Source organism: Pseudomonas sp. NFACC41-3, assembly GCF_900109505.1.
In the GTDB taxonomy this organism is placed as follows: Bacteria; Pseudomonadota; Gammaproteobacteria; order Pseudomonadales; family Pseudomonadaceae; genus Aquipseudomonas; species Aquipseudomonas chlororaphis.
Genome location: NZ_FOAE01000004.1, coordinates 102,946 through 118,857 on the forward strand (window position 1 = coordinate 102,946; position 15,912 = coordinate 118,857).

Annotated in this window: 16 protein-coding genes and 2 pseudogenes; 10 read left to right on the plus strand and 8 right to left on the minus strand. The window is 64.0% G+C overall.

The annotated features are described in order from the left end of the window. The first annotated feature begins 402 nt into the window (after positions 1 to 402). The 5 genes from BMY68_RS18495 to BMY68_RS18515 all read left to right on the plus strand — a co-directional run bounded on the left by BMY68_RS18495 (position 403) and on the right by BMY68_RS18515 (position 4,846). Positions 403 to 1,335 (plus strand): 4-hydroxyproline epimerase, encoded by a 933-nt coding sequence (locus tag BMY68_RS18495; RefSeq protein ID WP_085530048.1) that lies wholly within the window; start codon positions 403 to 405, stop codon positions 1,333 to 1,335. After that, positions 1,332 to 2,465, plus strand: coding sequence for an NAD(P)/FAD-dependent oxidoreductase (locus BMY68_RS18500; protein WP_085530047.1), 1,134 nt, complete (start codon positions 1,332 to 1,334; stop codon positions 2,463 to 2,465). Before BMY68_RS18495 ends, BMY68_RS18500 begins: the two co-directional genes overlap by 4 nt. Continuing rightward, positions 2,462 to 2,695, plus strand: coding sequence for a 2Fe-2S iron-sulfur cluster-binding protein (locus BMY68_RS18505; protein ID WP_085530046.1), 234 nt, complete (start codon positions 2,462 to 2,464; stop codon positions 2,693 to 2,695). Before BMY68_RS18500 ends, BMY68_RS18505 begins: the two co-directional genes overlap by 4 nt. Then, the gene (locus BMY68_RS18510) at positions 2,692 to 3,957 is read left to right on the plus strand and encodes an NAD(P)/FAD-dependent oxidoreductase (RefSeq protein ID WP_085530045.1); all 1,266 of its coding nucleotides are present in this window, start codon (positions 2,692 to 2,694) and stop codon (positions 3,955 to 3,957) included. The genes BMY68_RS18505 and BMY68_RS18510 overlap by 4 nt, the downstream gene beginning before the upstream one ends. Before the next feature lie 112 nt (positions 3,958 to 4,069). Further along, complete coding sequence (locus BMY68_RS18515; protein ID WP_085530044.1) at positions 4,070 to 4,846, plus strand: AraC family transcriptional regulator; 777 nt, start codon at positions 4,070 to 4,072, stop codon at positions 4,844 to 4,846. Positions 4,847 to 4,870: 24 nt separating this feature from the next. Here BMY68_RS18515 and BMY68_RS18520 read toward each other — a convergent pair whose 3' ends face one another. Beyond that, a complete protein-coding gene (locus BMY68_RS18520; protein ID WP_085530043.1) occupies positions 4,871 to 5,644 on the minus strand; it encodes a GNAT family N-acetyltransferase in 774 nt (257 codons plus the stop codon). A 127-nt stretch (positions 5,645 to 5,771) separates the two neighbouring features. On the opposite strand from BMY68_RS18520, the pseudogene BMY68_RS30145 reads away from it, so the two are divergent. The 3 genes and pseudogenes from BMY68_RS30145 to BMY68_RS18535 form a co-directional block, all read left to right on the plus strand. Further along, positions 5,772 to 5,982, plus strand: a pseudogene (locus BMY68_RS30145) (AidA/PixA family protein); the annotation flags it as partial. Positions 5,983 to 6,218: 236 nt separating this feature from the next. Beyond that, positions 6,219 to 7,091: an AarF/UbiB family protein gene (locus tag BMY68_RS18530; RefSeq protein WP_085530497.1), complete on the plus strand. Its 873-nt coding sequence runs from the start codon at positions 6,219 to 6,221 to the stop codon at positions 7,089 to 7,091. 184 nt (positions 7,092 to 7,275) lie between these two features. Beyond that, complete coding sequence (locus tag BMY68_RS18535; protein ID WP_085530042.1) at positions 7,276 to 7,674, plus strand: low affinity iron permease family protein; 399 nt, start codon at positions 7,276 to 7,278, stop codon at positions 7,672 to 7,674. A gap of 93 nt (positions 7,675 to 7,767) precedes the next feature. Here BMY68_RS18535 and BMY68_RS18540 read toward each other — a convergent pair. Further along, a pseudogene (locus BMY68_RS18540) lies at positions 7,768 to 7,908 on the minus strand (DUF4142 domain-containing protein); the annotation flags it as partial. Positions 7,909 to 8,150: 242 nt separating this feature from the next. Here BMY68_RS18540 and BMY68_RS18545 point away from each other — a divergent pair. After that, positions 8,151 to 9,392, plus strand: coding sequence for an MFS transporter (locus tag BMY68_RS18545; RefSeq protein WP_225970762.1), 1,242 nt, complete (start codon positions 8,151 to 8,153; stop codon positions 9,390 to 9,392). Positions 9,393 to 9,408: 16 nt separating this feature from the next. Here the strand turns inward: BMY68_RS18545 and BMY68_RS18550 are convergent, their stop codons facing one another. The 5 genes from BMY68_RS18550 to yiaY all read right to left on the minus strand — a co-directional run bounded on the left by BMY68_RS18550 (position 9,409) and on the right by yiaY (position 14,002). Continuing rightward, positions 9,409 to 9,933, minus strand: coding sequence for a DUF4142 domain-containing protein (locus BMY68_RS18550; RefSeq protein WP_053259906.1), 525 nt, complete (start codon positions 9,931 to 9,933; stop codon positions 9,409 to 9,411). 138 nt (positions 9,934 to 10,071) lie between these two features. Continuing rightward, positions 10,072 to 11,418 carry a sensor domain-containing protein gene (locus BMY68_RS18555; protein ID WP_085530041.1) on the minus strand — a complete coding sequence of 449 codons (1,347 nt, stop codon included), beginning with the start codon at positions 11,416 to 11,418 and terminating at the stop codon, positions 10,072 to 10,074. A 110-nt stretch (positions 11,419 to 11,528) separates the two neighbouring features. After that, complete coding sequence (locus BMY68_RS18560; RefSeq protein WP_085530040.1) at positions 11,529 to 12,167, minus strand: LysE family translocator; 639 nt, start codon at positions 12,165 to 12,167, stop codon at positions 11,529 to 11,531. 127 nt (positions 12,168 to 12,294) lie between these two features. Further along, entirely contained in the window at positions 12,295 to 12,711 is a 417-nt protein-coding gene (gene fos, locus BMY68_RS18565; RefSeq protein WP_085530039.1) for a fosfomycin resistance glutathione transferase, read from the minus strand. A gap of 142 nt (positions 12,712 to 12,853) precedes the next feature. Then, the gene (yiaY, locus tag BMY68_RS18570; RefSeq protein WP_085530038.1) at positions 12,854 to 14,002 is read right to left on the minus strand and encodes an L-threonine dehydrogenase; all 1,149 of its coding nucleotides are present in this window, start codon (positions 14,000 to 14,002) and stop codon (positions 12,854 to 12,856) included. 157 nt (positions 14,003 to 14,159) lie between these two features. Between yiaY and BMY68_RS18575 the strand changes: the two genes are divergently transcribed. After that, positions 14,160 to 15,179: a DUF4917 family protein gene (locus BMY68_RS18575; RefSeq protein ID WP_085530037.1), complete on the plus strand. Its 1,020-nt coding sequence runs from the start codon at positions 14,160 to 14,162 to the stop codon at positions 15,177 to 15,179. 134 nt (positions 15,180 to 15,313) lie between these two features. Here BMY68_RS18575 and BMY68_RS18580 read toward each other — a convergent pair whose 3' ends face one another. Continuing rightward, the gene (locus BMY68_RS18580) at positions 15,314 to 15,856 is read right to left on the minus strand and encodes a helix-turn-helix domain-containing protein (RefSeq protein ID WP_085530036.1); all 543 of its coding nucleotides are present in this window, start codon (positions 15,854 to 15,856) and stop codon (positions 15,314 to 15,316) included. Positions 15,857 to 15,912: the final 56 nt, after the last annotated feature.

The following is a 15,912-nucleotide window of genomic DNA, read 5'->3' on the forward strand; positions in this document are numbered from 1 at the left end:
GAAAAACAGATTCCGCCTTTCACCGCCCTGGAGCTTGAGGTTTTTCCCGCTCAAGCAAGACGAAATCGGCACATTTGCCCGTTCACGTACAGAACTTTCCCCAGTATTTCCCCACCGAACCGCCGCACAAATCCCCGCCCCAGCGCGTCCTTGTAGCCGCTGCCGCAGGCTGCGATCGGTCGCATAGCGGCCGCCAAGCCAGACAACGCGGTGCAACAGAAATATCCGGGATGCAGGCTTTGCGTCTGCTGCGCAGCCGATCGCAGCCTCGTACCTCGGCAGCGGCTACAGATGGGCGAGCTTCATCACTGTGCCGATTTCGTCATCCGCCGCAGAGAAAACCCACAAGCGATGCAGCCCTTTCCCGAGCCACTCTGTAGGCCTTTTCCGTCAGGTGCTGCCATGAAAAAAATAACCGTCATCGATTCACATACGGGGGGCGAGCCGACTCGCCTGGTTGTCGACGGCTTTCCCGATCTGGGCGGCGGTTCGATGGCCGAACGGCTGGCGATCCTGCAAGAGCGCCACGACCATTGGCGCACGGCCTGCGTGCTGGAACCGCGGGGCAGCGACGTGCTGGTGGGGGCCCTGCTGTGCGAACCCCAGGCGGCGGATGCCTGTGCCGGGGTGATCTTCTTCAACAACAGCGGCTACCTGGGCATGTGCGGCCACGGCACCATCGGCCTGGTGCGTTCGCTGTATCACCTGGGGCGCATCGAACCCGGCGTGCACCGCATCGAAACCCCGGTGGGCACCGTCAGCGCCACCCTGCACGACGACCTCTCGGTGAGCGTGCGCAACGTGCCGGCTTACCGTTACCGCAGCGGCGTCGAACTGCAGCTGCCCGGCCACGGTACCGTCCGTGGCGATATCGCCTGGGGCGGCAACTGGTTCTTCCTGATCAGCGAGCATGGCCAGCGTATCGCCCTGGATAACGTCGAAGCCCTGACCCACTACACCTGGGCCGTGCGCGAAGCCCTGGAGGCCGCCGGCATCAGCGGTGCCGACGGTGGTGTGATCGACCATATCGAGCTGTTCGCCGACGACCCGCAGGCCGACAGCCGCAACTTCGTGCTGTGCCCCGGCAAGGCTTACGACCGCTCCCCCTGCGGCACCGGCACCAGCGCCAAGCTGGCCTGCCTGGCCGCCGACGGCAAACTCGCGCCCGGGGCGATTTGGCGTCAGGCCAGCGTGATCGGCAGCCAGTTCAGCGCCCACTACGAACAGGCGGGCGAGCAGGTCATCCCGACCCTTCGCGGCACTGCCCATATCAGCGCCGAAGCCACCTTGCTGATCGAAGACAGCGACCCTTTCGGCTGGGGCATCGTCTCGTGAGCCAGCCGGCCGAAGCCGACGTCCTGGTGATTGGCGGCGGCATAGTCGGGGCCGCCTGCGCCCATGAAATGGCCCGCCGCGGCCTGCGGGTGCGGGTGCTCGACAACGCCAGCGGCGGCGCCACCGGCGCGGGCATGGGCCACTTGGTAGCGATGGACGACAACCGCGCCGAACTGGCCCTGAGTCACTACTCCATCGGCCTGTGGAACCAGCTGCGCGCGCAGCTGCCGGCCACCTGCGCCTACCGCAATTGCGGCACCCTGTGGCTGGCCGCGGACGCTGCGGAAATGGACCTGGCCCGGGCCAAGCAAATCAACCTGACCCAGCACGGCGTGGCGGGCGAATTGCTCGACAGCGCGACCCTGGCTGCACTCGAGCCCCTGTTGCGCAAAGGGCTTGGCGGCGCCTTGAAAATCCCCGGCGACGGCATTCTCTACGCCCCGGCCACCGCCCACTGGCTGTTGCACAACACACCGGGGATCAGCTGCGAGCGGGCCACGGTCAGCGCCATCGCCGACCACCGCGTGGAGCTGGATGACGGCCGCGTGCTGCGCGCCGAGTACGTGGTGCTGGCCAACGGTCTGGCGGCGAAGAACCTGCTGCCGGAGTTGCCGCTGCGGTCGAAGAAAGGCCATCTGCTGATCACCGATCGTTACCCCCGGCAGGTGTCCCACCAACTGGTGGAACTGGGCTACGCCGCCAGCGCCCACGCCAGCAACGGCACCTCGGTGGCGTTCAATGTGCAGCCACGGCCGACCGGGCAATTGCTGATCGGCTCGTCCCGGCAGTTCGACAGCCTCGACCCGGCCATCGAGCCCGAAGTACTGACCCCAATGCTGCAACGGGCCGTGGCCTATCTGCCGGGACTCGCGCAATTGAACGGCATCCGCGCCTGGACCGGCTTTCGCGCCGCCACCCCGGACGGCCTGCCGATCCTTGGCCAACACCCACAACATAAAGGCCTGTGGCTGGCGGTCGGGCATGAAGGCCTGGGCGTCACCACCGCCCCCGGCAGCGGCCGGCTGCTGACCCAACTGCTGCTCGGCGAACGACCGGATATCGACGCCCAGGCCTATCGCCCCGCACGCTTCACTGAGCTGAACGCCTCCCTGACTGGAACCGCCCCATGATCATTTACCTGGACCGTCAGGCGCTGACCGTGCGCGATGGCCTGAGCGTCGCCGCCGCCGTCGCCGCCAGCGGCGACCCACGTACCCGAACCTCCTGCAGCGGCCAGCCCCGGGCGCCCTTCTGCGGCATGGGCATCTGCCAGGAATGCCGCATGACCATCGACGGCCGGCGCCAACTGGCCTGCCAGACCTTGTGCCGCGAAGGCATGCACGTGGAGCGCACGCCATGAGTCAACAGCGCCTGAGCTGCGACATCCTTATCGTCGGCAGTGGCCCGGCCGGCCTCGCAGCGGCCCGGGCGGCGAGCCGCAGCGATCTCTCGATCGTCCTGCTCGACGACAACCCGCGCCCCGGCGGCCAGATCTGGCGCAACGGGCCGGGCGTCACGCTCGCCGGCGTCGCCCGCGACGCCTTGCAGGTGCTGGAGCATCCTCGGTTGCGTTACCTGCCAGGCACCCGGGTGGTGGCCGGCGCCGGCGCCAATGCCCTGCTGCTGGAAAATGCCGAGCAGGCTTTGCTGGTCCGCTATCAGAGCCTGATCCTGTGCTGCGGCGCCCGCGAACTGCTGCTGCCCTTCCCCGGCTGGACCTTGCCCGGAGTGACGGGCGCCGGGGCCTTGCAAGCGCTGCTGAAAAACGGCCTGACGCTGGCCGGCGAGCGCGTGGTCATCGCCGGCAGCGGGCCGTTGCTGCTGGCCAGCGCCGCCACCGCGCGCCAGGCCGGTGCCCGGGTGCAGGCGGTCCTGGAGCAGGCCCCGCTGGCCGCCCTGGCGACATTCGCCGCCGGGCTCTGGCGCTGGCCGGCCAAGCTCGGCCAGGCCGCCGGGCTGGCCACTGCGGCCTATCGCTGGAATGCCCATGTGCTCGAGGCCCTGGGCGAAGATCGCCTGCAAGCGGTGCGTATCCAGCAGGGCGAGCAGGTTCGGGAAATACCCTGCGAACGTCTCGCCTGCGGTTTCGGGCTGGTGCCCAACACCACCCTGGCCAGCCATCTCGGCTGCCAGCTGCAGGCCAACGCGATTGCGGTGGATCGTTACCAGGCCACCAGCCTCGCCCGGGTCTACGCGGCCGGCGAATGCACCGGGGTCGGCGGCAGCGAACTGGCGAGGGTCGAAGGCGAGATCGCCGGGCTGGCCGCCAGCGGGCAGACCCGGGAGGCCATCGCGCTGATCCAGCGCCGGGCCCATTGGCAGGCGTTCGCCGAGCGAGTGAGTGAAACCTTCGCCCTGCAACCGGCGCTTCTGCGCCTGGCGCGAGCTGATACGCTGCTGTGCCGCTGCGAGGATGTGCCCTACGCCGAGGTAGCTGGCGAAGCGAGCTGGAGCGAGGCCAAACTGCACAGTCGCTGCGGCATGGGCGCCTGCCAGGGGCGAGTCTGCGCCACGGCGGCACAGGCCCTGTTCGGCTGGGCCGCGCCGACGCCACGAGCGCCCCTGGTGCCGGCGCGGATCGAAACCTTGCTGATGGAATCGCCGACACCCGGCGCGAAGTGAAACGCAGACCGTTGCCGCGGGCCGCATGCCAACGACGCCGCGGCATTCAAGGATGAGCCAGTAGACCCAAAGTCGCGGGGCGCGCCCCGTCCCACAACAAGAGCAGCCCTTGATGATCGATACCGCTCAGCTGCACCGCCTGCCCGAAGCCATCGCCAGCCAGGCGCCCGAGGATATTCACGGCCTGCTGGGCAGCATGGCCCTGGTGATCCCGCTGCTCGACACCCTGCCCAACGCGGTGTTTTTCATCAAGGACCTGCAAGCCCGCTACCTCATCGCCAACCTGACCCTGGCCCAGCGCTGCGGCTTCAAGAACGTCGCGCCGCTGCTGGGCAAGACCTCGGCCGAGGTGTTTCCCGCCGTGCTCGGCCCGGTCTATACCGAGCAGGACCAACGCGTGCTGCGCCAGGGCGTCACCATCAAGGGCCAGCTGGAACTGCACCTGTACGGCAGCCGCGAACCCGGCTGGTGCCTGACCCACAAGCTGCCGCTGCACGGGCGCGACGGACGGATCATCGGCATGGCCGGCATCTCCCTCGACCTGCAGGCCGCCCGCGACGCGCACCCGGCCTACGAACGCCTGGCCGCGGTGGACCGGCATATCCGCGAGCACTACAACGAAGCCATCCGCCTCGACGACCTGACCCATATCGCCGACCTGTCGATCGCCCAGCTGGAGCGCTACTGCAAACGCATCTTCCACCTCACCCCACGGCAGATGATCCACAAGGTGCGCCTGGAACACGCCTCGCGCCTGCTGCTCGGCGAACTGCCGATCACCGACGTCGCCCTGCAATGCGGCTACACCGACCACAGCGCCTTCAGCCGCCAGTTCAAGGCGCTGACCGGCGTCAGCCCACGGCAGTTCCGGCAGAACGCCGCGCATTGAGCGAAGTGTTTGCCCACCACCTGCTCATTCGCGGTAAAAGGTCGTGTACCCGAACAAAGTGTCGAACCCCGCCTTCCGGTAGATCGACAGCCCCTCCTGGGAGGCCTCCAGCACACACAGGCTCACCCCCTGTTTTTTCGCATACGCCAGCGCGTGTCGAATCAGTGCGCTGGCATAGCCCCGGCCCTGGTATTCGGGCCGGGTGCCGATATCATCCAGACGCGCCACCGCCGGCCCCAACGACAGGGTCAGCGAACTGACGGGCAGCGACTGCTCATACAGGGTGAAATGCATCAACGGCTGGCCGTTTTGCAGCGCCACCCGATGCCGGGCCAGGTATTGCCCCGCTCCCGCATCACCCGACTCGAAGGCACTTTCCACGGGATCAGCCCAATCCTCGAGCTGCTCATCGGTACGACGAATGTCGAAGCTCACCGCCACATCCGGTGGCAATTCATGGACGCTCAGATCGACCCACATCGACGTGGTTCTATCGCCTTCCAACAAGTGCTGCTCCAGCAGCAGGTCGCGGACCTGCGCCACCAGGTCATCGTGCACAACCACACAAAAAGGCAGCCCCGCGCGTTCAAGAAACCCGATGCCTGCAAGCACCCCCACGGCCAGGTCCGGCCCTGTTCGCTTGACGAACAGCAGGTTCAGACTGCTGGCGACGACCCCCGTGCAGTACGCCGCAAGACTATCGTTAAAGTGCCAGTTTTCTTGTGAAATGGCCGAGAAAAAAAGGTCCTCTGCCTGATGATAGAGAGCGACCGTACGGGACTGCGTAACGCTGGACATCGTGCTCACTCCTAAGTCTGCTCGCGCCCCCGGTGTCGCGCTCTTCAATCCCCGGTAACCCCGAGCACCCGGGCCCTCCAGAAAAATTCTGTTTTAGAGTGTGAAGGTGTGTGTTCGTCGATAGAGCAACCGGATCCGCCGGCGCGAAACCAGCCTGTCGCAGAGCTTCGAAACCGCGGTGATGTTCTACAAGGTCATCAGTGGCCAGGGCAACGGCCCCCACTCCACGCAAGGCCACCGCCTGAATGGCGGTTACCAACACCAGCAACCCTTCGGTGCCCAGCTATCAGAAAGTGGACAACGACTACTGGTCGTCCGAAATCCTGGCCTGCGGCAGTTCCGGCAGAATGCCGCGCTTTGACCCCGCCTACCGGCCTACTCGGTCCAACCCCGGCCAAAACAGGCTGTGGCCGGCCAGAGGTGCTTTTCCCTCGCAAGGGCACAGAAGGCACCCGGATGAATTTCGTGAACGCCAGGACTTGCGATGAATTATGATGCGCGCCCTTTCGGCTCGCGTTTCAGCGCAGGCTCACAGCGCCACCCTTCGTTCGCCATCCAAGGCCAGGAACCCTGCATGCTTCACCTCAGGAGCTTCACCCGAACGCTGCATCGGCAGCAGATCGATGGCGTGACCTTCCACTTCGATCCATCCCACCGGCACGAACTGGACCCGCTGCTACGGCGTTTTCTGGCCAAGCCCGAGCAATATCCCACGCTGGATATTCCGGAAGACACCCGGGGCGTGTTCCTGCTCGAAGGTGAGCGCCAATGGGTGCTCAAGCGCAACCGCCTGACTCACTGGAAAAAGCAGCTGCAGAACTTCCTCGGGCTCAAGCGCAGCTTCGGCCTGCACGACCTGACCAATGAATTCATCAACCTGTCGGTGGTGTCGGGCAAATCCGCCCTCTCGCCCCAGGTCTCGGCGTTTGGCTACAAGGGGCGTTTTCCGTTCCTGCGCGAAGAGTACTTACTGCTGGGTTTCTGGGCAGATCATTGCAGCGTCGACGACCGCCTGCTGGCCCATCCCGAGCAGGCTGAAACCCTGTTACCGGCGATCTTCCGGCTGTTCGGCCAGATGCTTGACGACGACTTCGTGCACATGGACCCCCACCCGAAAAACATTCTGGTCGCCGCCGATGGCCACCTGCGCCTGATCGACTTCGAGTGCTGCGCCCACTCGGTACTCGACCGCGACTTCAGCCTGGGTTTCCTGCTGGGTTACTTCTACCGCTTCTGGTTCCGGCGCTTCATCTCGCAGCAGGATTACGACCGGCTTTGCGAGGCCTACCTGAACGCGGAGCACCCCAACCTGGATCGCACCGTCTTCCAGCCGGTGTACCAGCGCTTTCGCGACCAAAACGTCTCACGCAGCACGCGCTACCGCATCCTCACCTGCGCCCGGGCACAAGCGGCGTTCCAGCGCGAAATCAGCGGCTCCCAAGGCTAATCCGAGATCCCGCTCAAGCGTTCTTGATGAGTGTTTTTTATATCGCCTAGCAGCCCCTTTGGCGGATCTATACCGGGGCAACGTCAGACAGCAGGCAGCGAGCCAGGTCGACTGAAGAGAAAAAGAATTTTCCCCCTGCCGCCGCTGTCTGAATTTCAGATGCCGCCGCACAGGGGAAACGACAATGAAATTCGCCAAATTCTCGCAGAAGCTGTCGCTGTGGGCCGGCAGTCCGGTGACCTTTCTGATCGCGCTGGCATTGATTGCGATCTGGGGCATGAGCGGGCCGGTCTTTGGTTTCAACGATACCTGGCAGCTGGTCATCAATACCTCTACCACCATCATCACCTTCCTGATGGTGTTCCTGATCCAGAACACCCAGAACCGCGATAACGACATCCTGCACTTGAAGATCGACGAACTGCTGCGCGCCACCAAGGATGCGCACAATGCGTTGCTGAGCCTGGATGGGCTGGATCTCGAGCAGTTGGAGAAACTGCGCCAGGAATACAAGGAAATCGGCGAGGGCGAGCCCTTGAAGCTGGATGAGCTACCGCCGGAGCAACAGCAGAAACCCAGCTGAAATCGATGCTGAAAATGCCAGGGAGAGACGGCGACACCGGGCGCGGTGCGCCTTCAGGCCAGGCCTGAAGGCGCATCGGCGGCGGGACGGCACTCAACCGTCCAACTGATCCAGGAGCCGGCCAGCCTTGAGGGCCTTGGCCATTTGCAGGTGATTCTGCAGTTTCGGCAGGGTTTCTTCAGCGAAGGCCTTGAGTTCGGGGACCTCGGTGATTTCGGCCTGTTGCTGGACTTTGGTTCGATCTAAGGACTTAACAAAAGAACATATGCTAAATCTGAAACATTCAGATCTATAACCTGGAGCACTGCGTACCCTCCTGGGCAAGATACAAGCCATGGAAATTGTTGCGCTGGATAGCCTTACGGCCAAACAGGAGTTCAACAGCATAGAAGAACTCCAATCGTTCTTGCCTGCCAATATCAAAGCCCAGGCCGCGTGATACCGGGCATATAAAAAATTTAACGGATTAAATTTCTGTGCACACCTCTTTCAATTCAACGGCGCGGTCAGTCTGGTCCTTTGTGGCCCTGGGGGTATTACTCATACTTTCCGAAGCCATCTACGACCTGGTATTCGCCAACCTTGCCTACTCCATCAGCGGAACGACGCTGGCCGTTACCACCACCTACGCCATCGGCTATAGCGCTGAAATACTGGTGACCTTGCTAGGCGCGGGTTTTATCGATCGTTTCAACAAATGGAAACTGTTCATTGCCACGCAACTGGTAAACATCGCGGTGTTTGCCCTGGCCGTTCTTGTGCTTCGGGTCTACGACCGCTCCGTGGAATGGGTGTGGTTCTTTGCCTTCTTTGTCGACCTGATCCATCAGTATTCACGGCTGATCCTGTTTGCCTTGATCCCGTTCCTTTTCACTGCTGGCGACATCCCCAGAATCAACGGCCTGCTCGCCACCTTCAATGGCGTCGCCAGAACCCTGGGGCCGGTCATCGGAGCCCTGGTCATTTTCAACGTCGGCTTGTCGATCTCACTGCTGGCCTCCATTGCCTTCATGCTGGCCGCGCTCGCCTTGACGATCAGCCTGAGTACCTTGAATGGGCAAACCTCGCCCCTCGATATTGCCAGCACCTCGTTTGTCCAACGTTTCCAGGAAAGTGTCACCGGCGCTTCGAGAGCCACCATCGATCTATTGCGCGCTCCACGGTGGCGGTATTTCCTCGCCTCTTATGCCACCTGCCTGCTGGTGGTCAGCGTGCTGGCGCTCCTGTGGGTCCCCCTGCTTCGGGGCTTTCATGGGTTTTCCGAAGTGCAGACCGGCTACCTGTTCTCCGTTGGAGCGGCAGGTGCCATAGCCGGCGGACTCGCCTTGCGCGCCAGTGGCCAGGCCTCCCGGGTGCCGAGCACGATATTGCTGTCGCACCTGATCATGATCTCGGGGGTCTGCATCACGTTATGCCTGCGCGGCAATATCTGGCTCGCGGGCACCGGCATGTTCGTATTCCAGTTCGGTACCACGCTGTATTTCCGTACCACGGCCAGTGCCATCCAGCTCACCGTGCCCAAGGAAATCATTGGTAGCTGGTATGGCTCGATAGACTTCATCAGCCGCTTTGCCGGGCTCGTGGGCATTTTGCTCGCGGGCTGGGCCTACGACAGGCTCGGGACCTACGCCATCTACTCGATACTCTTACTCTTGCTGGCACTGAGCAGCTTCAACTGGCGCGGCAGTCGCCAGGCTCGCTGGCTGGTCAATACCTGAGGCGGCACACCGCTGCTCAACCATCCAACTGATCCAGGGGCCGGCCAGCCTTGAGGGCCTTGGCCATTTGCAGGTGATTGCGCAGTTTCGGCAGGGTCTCTTCGGCGAAGGCCTTGAGTTCGGGGACCTCGGTGATTTGGGCCTGTTGCTGGATCTGTTCGATGGCTTCTTCGGTGGCCTTGACCTGGCTCTCGGCATAGGCGGCATCGAAGGCTTCGCCTTCCGGCACTTCGGGGATCAGCGCCTTGGCCTTGCTGATCACTTCTTCCCGGGGCGCTACGGGCAGGTCGAGTTTCCTGGCGATTTTCGCCAGGTGCTGGTTGGCGGTGGTGCGGTCGTTGATGACCACGATGGTGTAGTCCTTGACCGCCTTGGAAGAGGTCTTCTGGTGGGCCAGGCGACTGGCCTCGATGTCTGCCATGCCCTTGGCCGAAGCCTCATCGATAAACTCCGCGGGGGACTGGGCGAACGCCGCGCTGGCACTCAGGCCGAGCAGCAGCGCGAGGCAGGTGCGAGACAGATGGGTGGCCATGAAGCTCATGGTGTCGGCCTCCTTTGATCAGTTGACGGCGCACGGCGCCTGCACAGAGTGAGAGTTTTCAGGCCATCGAAGGTTTGAAAAAGTTGCATCGGCCACGACGAACGGTTGGCAAAAAAACGGCCTGATCGGCCGCTTCTTTCAGGCCCGGGACGGGCTCCGCTGGGCGCGCTTGGCCGCGTACATCGCCTCGTCGGCGTGCTTGAACAGCTGCTTTTCGTCATGGCCGTGTTCGGGGAACAGGCCGATGCCGATGCTCGGCAGAATGCTCAGTTGATGGCCATCCAGGCGCAGCGGCTCGTCGAGCGCCCGGCGAATCTTTCCGGCGACGATGCCGGCATCTTCCGCATGCTGGATACAGCCGAGCAGCACCACGAACTCATCGCCACCGATCCGCGCCACGGTGTCGCTCTCGCGCACGCAGGCCTTGAGGCGGTTGGCCACCGCCTGCAACAGCATGTCGCCGACGGCGTGGCCAAGTGTGTCGTTGACCTGCTTGAACCGGTCCAGATCGACGTAGAGCAAGGCCATGCGCCCGGACTCGCGACGGGCACGGGCCAGGGCACTGCGCAGGCGCTCACGGAGCAATTCGCGGTTGGGCAACTGGGTCAGCTGGTCGTACTGGGCCATGTACTGCAGGCGCGCATGCAGCTGCTTGCGCTCGATGGCGGTGGCGAGCTGGGCGCAAACGTATTGCAGCAGTTCCTTGTCCTGCTCGGTGTATTGCTCGTCGCCCGGCGCGCTCTTGACGATCAGCGCGCCGATGGTGCCTTTCTGCGAATTGAGTGGCACCCCGAGCCAGCAGGGCGAGTACGGGTCGGCGGCATCCGACAGCGGTGACAGCGGCCCATAATTGCCGGGAGTCAGCAGCAACGGCTGGCCACTGCGGATCACCTCGGCGCACAGGCTGCCGGTCAGCGTGCCCGGCTGCTCCGGACAGCGCTCGCGGTCGTCGACGTGATAGGGAAAGCTCAGCGCCTGGCATTGCTCGTCGTACAGCGCCACGGAGAAATTCAGCGCCGGCAGCCATTCACCGATGATCCGGTGCACGCGCCGGAACAACGCCAGCAGGTCCTCGGTGGCATGGGCCGCTTCGGAAATCGCATACAGCGCCGCCTGCCGCGACTCGGCCTGCTTGCGCTCGGTGATGTCGCGGGCCACGGCGATGCGCAGCTGGTCGACCTCGGACCAGCGCGCCGACCAGAGGATATGCGCGACCTGCCCGTCCTTGCGCAGGTAACGGTTCTCGAAGTTGGGCATGGATTCGCCAGCCATGATCCGCTCGGCGGCCTGCAGCGTGCGCAGGCGGTCCGCGGGGTGCACCAGCTCGATCATGCGCCGGCCGACCAGTTCGTCCGGCGTGTAACCGAAAATCCGCTCGCAGGCGGCGCTGACGAAGACGAAACGGCCTTCCACATCCACCGCACAGACGGCGTCCAGCAGAAGGTCGATGAAACTGGCCAGGGGCGCGGAGTTGTTGGTTGCCATCAGGGAACGACACTGCCTGTGAAGATAAAGCGCCGAGTATCAATCCCTGGTTCTGGCAGCGGCGCAGGGCCGCTGCGGGTCCGTGGCTGTCGCAACCTTGCGGACAGCCTTTATGCCTTGTTCGCCAGCAATCCCGGAACGGCATGCAGCAAGGCGTTGATGGCAAACCCGATGAACATCACGCCGCAAAGCCGGGTGATCGCCAGTTCGTGGCGCTGATACAGGGTCCGCACCCGCCGCGCACCGACGATGCCAATCAGAATAGCGTATGCGCCGATGCCGCCGAGGAAACTGAGGAAGATCAGCCAGGGCAGCATCGACCAGTTGAGCAGCTCGGCACGGCTGGACAGCAGCGCGGTAAAGGTCGCCACGGCCACCGGGTACGCCTTGGGGTTGGTCAGGCCGAACAGGATGCCGTGCCAGAACGGCTGGCGCGCCGGGCCCTGGGGCTCCTGCCCGCTGCTGCGCTGGCTGCGGATCGCCCGCAGGCCGAGCCAGAACAGATACAGGCCGCTGAGCACGCCGAGCACATCGAAGGCCGTGCTGCCGATCTCCCGCGCGCCGACGATGGCGATCAGCGCGGTGCTGCACCAGATCACGTCGCCCAGCAGATGCCCGCAGAGAAAGCCGGCCCCGGCCCGCCGCCCGCGCGCCGCGCCGATACCGAAGACCGCCAGCACGCCCGGCCCGGGAGTAATGCCATAGATAAAGCCCGAGGCGAGAACGGCCAGTAACAGCGAAGAAGTCATGCCTCACTCCGAAGCGCCGAAGGTGGCGCGGTTTTGATCGCAGGATTCTGCCGGCTTGTGCGCCCCCGCACCACCCCACCAGGGTCGCCATAACGACAGCCAGCCGTCTTGAAGCGGCGGCGGGCGGTCATTCGTCGGTAAAGATCGTCATCCCGGCATAGGGCTGCTGCCGGCAGGCGCGCAAACGCGAGGCCAGATCGCCGACATGGGCTTCCAGCGGGTGGCCGTCGGGGTCGAGGAAATAGAACGAGGCGCCTTCGCTGCGGTTGTCGCGCCACTCCCGCACGCCAGCAGCCCGCAGGCGCTGGACGAACGCCAGGAAATGCCCGGACTCGATGCTGAAGGCGTAATGGGTGTAGTCCGGCACTTCGGCCGAGCGGCGCGACGGGTCCAGCGACAGGCACAACCACAGGCCCGGCAGCGACAAATAGGCGCCGCTGTCCCAGCAGGCTTCCAGGCGCAGGCCCAGCAGGTCGCGGTAAAACCCCAGGCTGCGATTCAGGTCGGTCACAGCGAGGGTCAGGTGGTTGAGGCCGGTGAGCATGCAAAGTCCTTGGAAGAGGAAGGTCCGTTTTCCTGCCAGTGGCCGGTTGGCAAGACGACCGCTAATAGCTCGTGCATTGGGACCAGCGCTGGCGCACCCAGGATAGCAAGGGCCCGAGCGCGCGGTAGAACATCTGTAGGTATCAGAACGCGTTGCGAAAGATTTCCTCGATCTGGCGCTGGTCGGCGGCGCGTGGGTTGGTCAGGCCGCAGGCGTCTTTCAGGGCGTTGGCGGCCAGGATCGGGATGTCCGTCAGCTTGGCGCCCAGGTCACGCAAGCCGCTGGGGATCTCGACATCCCGGGCCAGGCTGCGAATGGCGCTGATGGCCGCCTGCGCGCCCTCCTCCGAGCTGAAGCCACGGATGTCCGCGCCCATGGCGTGGGCCACATCGGTCAGGCGTCCGGCGCAGACCATGGCATTGAAACTCTGCACATGGGGCAGCAGCACGGCGTTGCACACACCATGGGGCAAGTCGTAGAAACCGCCCAGCTGGTGCGCCATGGCATGCACGAAACCCAGCGACGCATTGTTGAAGGCCATGCCGGCGAGGAACTGGGCGTAGGCCATGTTTTCCCGGGCGACCAGGTCGCTGCCGTCGTGCACCGCCTGGCGCAGGTTCTGGCTGATCATGGTCATGGCTTTCAGCGCGCAGGCATCGGTGATCGGGTTGGCCGCGGTGGACACATAGGCTTCGATCGCGTGGGTCAGCGCGTCCATGCCGGTGGCGGCGGTCAGGCCCTTGGGCATGGCGACCATCAGCGCCGGGTCGTTGACCGACAGCAGCGGCGTGACATTACGGTCGACGATGGCCATTTTCACGTGACGCTGCTCGTCGGTGATGATGCAGAAACGGGTCATTTCACTGGCGGTGCCGGCGGTGGTGTTGATCGCGATCAGCGGCAGTTGCGGCTTGGCCGAGCGGTCGACGCCCTCGTAGTCGCTGATATGCCCGCCATTGGTGGCGCACAGGGCGATGCCCTTGGCGCAGTCATGGGGCGAACCGCCGCCGAGGGAGACCACAAAGTCGCAGCCGCTCTGCTGCAATTGCGCCAGGCCCTTCTCGACGTTGCCGATGCTCGGGTTGGGCTTGGCGCCGTCGAAGATCACCGAATCGATGTCCTGCATCGCCAGCTTCTCGGCAATCATCCCGGCCACCCCGGCCTTGGCCAGGCCGGCGTCGGTGACGATCAGCGCCTTGCGAAAACCGTAGTTGCGGATCGCGACCATGGCCTCGTCGAGACAGTCGATACCCATGATGTTCACGGCGGGAATGAAAAAAGTGCTGCTCATGGCGCGTCCTCCAGGCTGGGATTGGATCAGCCGTGCCGATCCGACAAATGCGCACAGGATCGACCCATCGGTCACGCGCGTTGTTGATCTGGCTCAAGGGTCGGTCGTGATAAAGTCGGCGCCCTGTACACCTTCTGCCTTGAGACGACGAACCGCGATGATGGATTTCCAGGAATTTGATGCCGACCTTGAAGACTGGAACGCCTTGCGCGCCAGCACGCCGATCGCCGGCCTGCTGATCGGCAACGGCGCCAGCCGCGCGGTGTGGGAAGACTTCGCCTACGACTCGCTGTTCGAGAACGCCCGCACCGTCGAAGAAAAGCCCCTGAGCCCCTCTGAACTGAGCGTGTTCGACGCCCTGCAGACCCGCAGTTTCGAGCAGGTGCTGGGGGCGCTGAAGACCACCAGCCGGGTCAACAAGGCCCTGGCTGTCAGCTCCGCGGCGCCGCGCAATCGCTACTACGCGATCAAGGAAGCGCTGATCAATACCGTACACGCGGTGCACATTCCGTGGCGCCTGGTGCGGCCGGCGACGCTGTCGCAGATCAACCAGGAACTGCGCCGCTACCGCACGGTGTTCACCAGCAACTACGACCTGCTCAACTACTGGGCGATCCAGCACGATGCCCAGGGCATCGACGACCTGTTCCAGGGCGCCGACCCGAGCTTCGACATCAGCCAGACCGCCAGCGAACAGACCCGCGTGCTGTACCTGCACGGCGGCCTGCACCTAGTGCGCAACCAGGACGGCACTGCGCGCAAGCTGGGTTCCACCGAGGGCACGCTGCTGGGCAACTTCGCCATCAACAACACCCTCAAGACCCTCGACGATGTGCCGCTGTTCGTCAGCGAAGGCCCGGTGGCGGACAAGCTCAAGAGCATTCGCGGCAGCGACTACCTGTCGTTCTGCTACCAGCAGTTGCTGAATCACAGCGACGCGCTGTGCATCTTCGGCCACGACCTCGGCTCCCAGGACAGCCACCTGGTGAGCGCCATCCGCCAGTCCAAAGTGCGGACCCTGGCGATCTCGATCCAGCCGCGCAGCAAGGCCTTCATCCAGAACCAGAAGCGGCGCTACGCCAAACTGTTCGAGGGGGTGGAAGTGACGCTGCGCTTCTTCGATTCGAAGAGCCATGCGCTGGGCGATCCTGCGCTGTCGGTGCCGGTCGAACGCTGAAAGATCGCGGGCAGGCGTCTGCGGAGCGCCACCTCTGTAGCCGCTGCCGAGCCTGCGAGGCTGCGATCGACCCCGAAGGGGGCGCACGGTGTTGAGATCTCTGAAGGCCTTCGGCAGCGGCTACATCGTGTCCCTTATTCCTCGCTGCTGTGCACCACCACCAGCAACTGCGCCTGCACCTCGCCCACCGAGCGCAGGCGGTGGGGTTTCTGCGCGTTGAAGTGCAGCGCGTCGCCCCGGTTGAGGATCACCCGCTCATTCATGAAATCCACTTCCACCTGCCCTTCGTGGACAAACAGAAACTCCTCCCCCAAGTGTTCCTTGAAGCTCTTGTCGGTGAACTCCCTGGGCGGGTAGATGATGAACGGCAGCAGGCTGCGCTCGCTGACCTGATGCGCCAGCACCGCATAACCCGGCGCCTGGTCGTTGGCCGCCAGCGACTGGCGTTCGTCGCTGCGCACCAGGCTGTAGCTGTCCAGGCTGACCTTGTCTTCGGCGAACAGCTCCTCGACGTTCACGTTCAACGCCCTGGCCAGTTTCAACGCCGCGGCGATCGAGGGCGTGTTCAGGCCGCGCTCGACTTTCGACAGGTAGCTCTTGGTCATGCCGGATTTCTCGGCCAGGGCCTCCAGCGTCACGCCAAGTTTTTTTCTCAATAATTTCAAACGGATAGACATGTGGAACGGTTAACCCATCAAGGAGGCGACGATTTGTCCTTGCCAATGACACAAAG

What these genes read in the sequence shown, in the direction of transcription:
- BMY68_RS18560 (WP_085530040.1), bottom strand. Translation starts at nt 12,167, where the DNA reads ATGACTTCTTCGCTGTTACTGGCCGTTCTCGCCTCGGGCTTTATCTAT.
- BMY68_RS18535 (WP_085530042.1), top strand. Translation starts at nt 7,276, where the DNA reads ATGAAATTCGCCAAATTCTCGCAGAAGCTGTCGCTGTGGGCCGGCAGT.
- BMY68_RS18550 (WP_053259906.1), bottom strand. Translation starts at nt 9,933, where the DNA reads ATGAGCTTCATGGCCACCCATCTGTCTCGCACCTGCCTCGCGCTGCTG.
- BMY68_RS18530 (WP_085530497.1), top strand. Translation starts at nt 6,219, where the DNA reads ATGCTTCACCTCAGGAGCTTCACCCGAACGCTGCATCGGCAGCAGATC.
- BMY68_RS18555 (WP_085530041.1), bottom strand. Translation starts at nt 11,418, where the DNA reads ATGGCAACCAACAACTCCGCGCCCCTGGCCAGTTTCATCGACCTTCTG.
- BMY68_RS18510 (WP_085530045.1), top strand. Translation starts at nt 2,692, where the DNA reads ATGAGTCAACAGCGCCTGAGCTGCGACATCCTTATCGTCGGCAGTGGC.
- BMY68_RS18580 (WP_085530036.1), bottom strand. Translation starts at nt 15,856, where the DNA reads ATGTCTATCCGTTTGAAATTATTGAGAAAAAAACTTGGCGTGACGCTG.
- BMY68_RS18505 (WP_085530046.1), top strand. Translation starts at nt 2,462, where the DNA reads ATGATCATTTACCTGGACCGTCAGGCGCTGACCGTGCGCGATGGCCTG.
- BMY68_RS18520 (WP_085530043.1), bottom strand. Translation starts at nt 5,644, where the DNA reads ATGTCCAGCGTTACGCAGTCCCGTACGGTCGCTCTCTATCATCAGGCA.
- fos (WP_085530039.1), bottom strand. Translation starts at nt 12,711, where the DNA reads ATGCTCACCGGCCTCAACCACCTGACCCTCGCTGTGACCGACCTGAAT.
- BMY68_RS18575 (WP_085530037.1), top strand. Translation starts at nt 14,160, where the DNA reads ATGATGGATTTCCAGGAATTTGATGCCGACCTTGAAGACTGGAACGCC.
- BMY68_RS18495 (WP_085530048.1), top strand. Translation starts at nt 403, where the DNA reads ATGAAAAAAATAACCGTCATCGATTCACATACGGGGGGCGAGCCGACT.
- yiaY (WP_085530038.1), bottom strand. Translation starts at nt 14,002, where the DNA reads ATGAGCAGCACTTTTTTCATTCCCGCCGTGAACATCATGGGTATCGAC.
- BMY68_RS18515 (WP_085530044.1), top strand. Translation starts at nt 4,070, where the DNA reads ATGATCGATACCGCTCAGCTGCACCGCCTGCCCGAAGCCATCGCCAGC.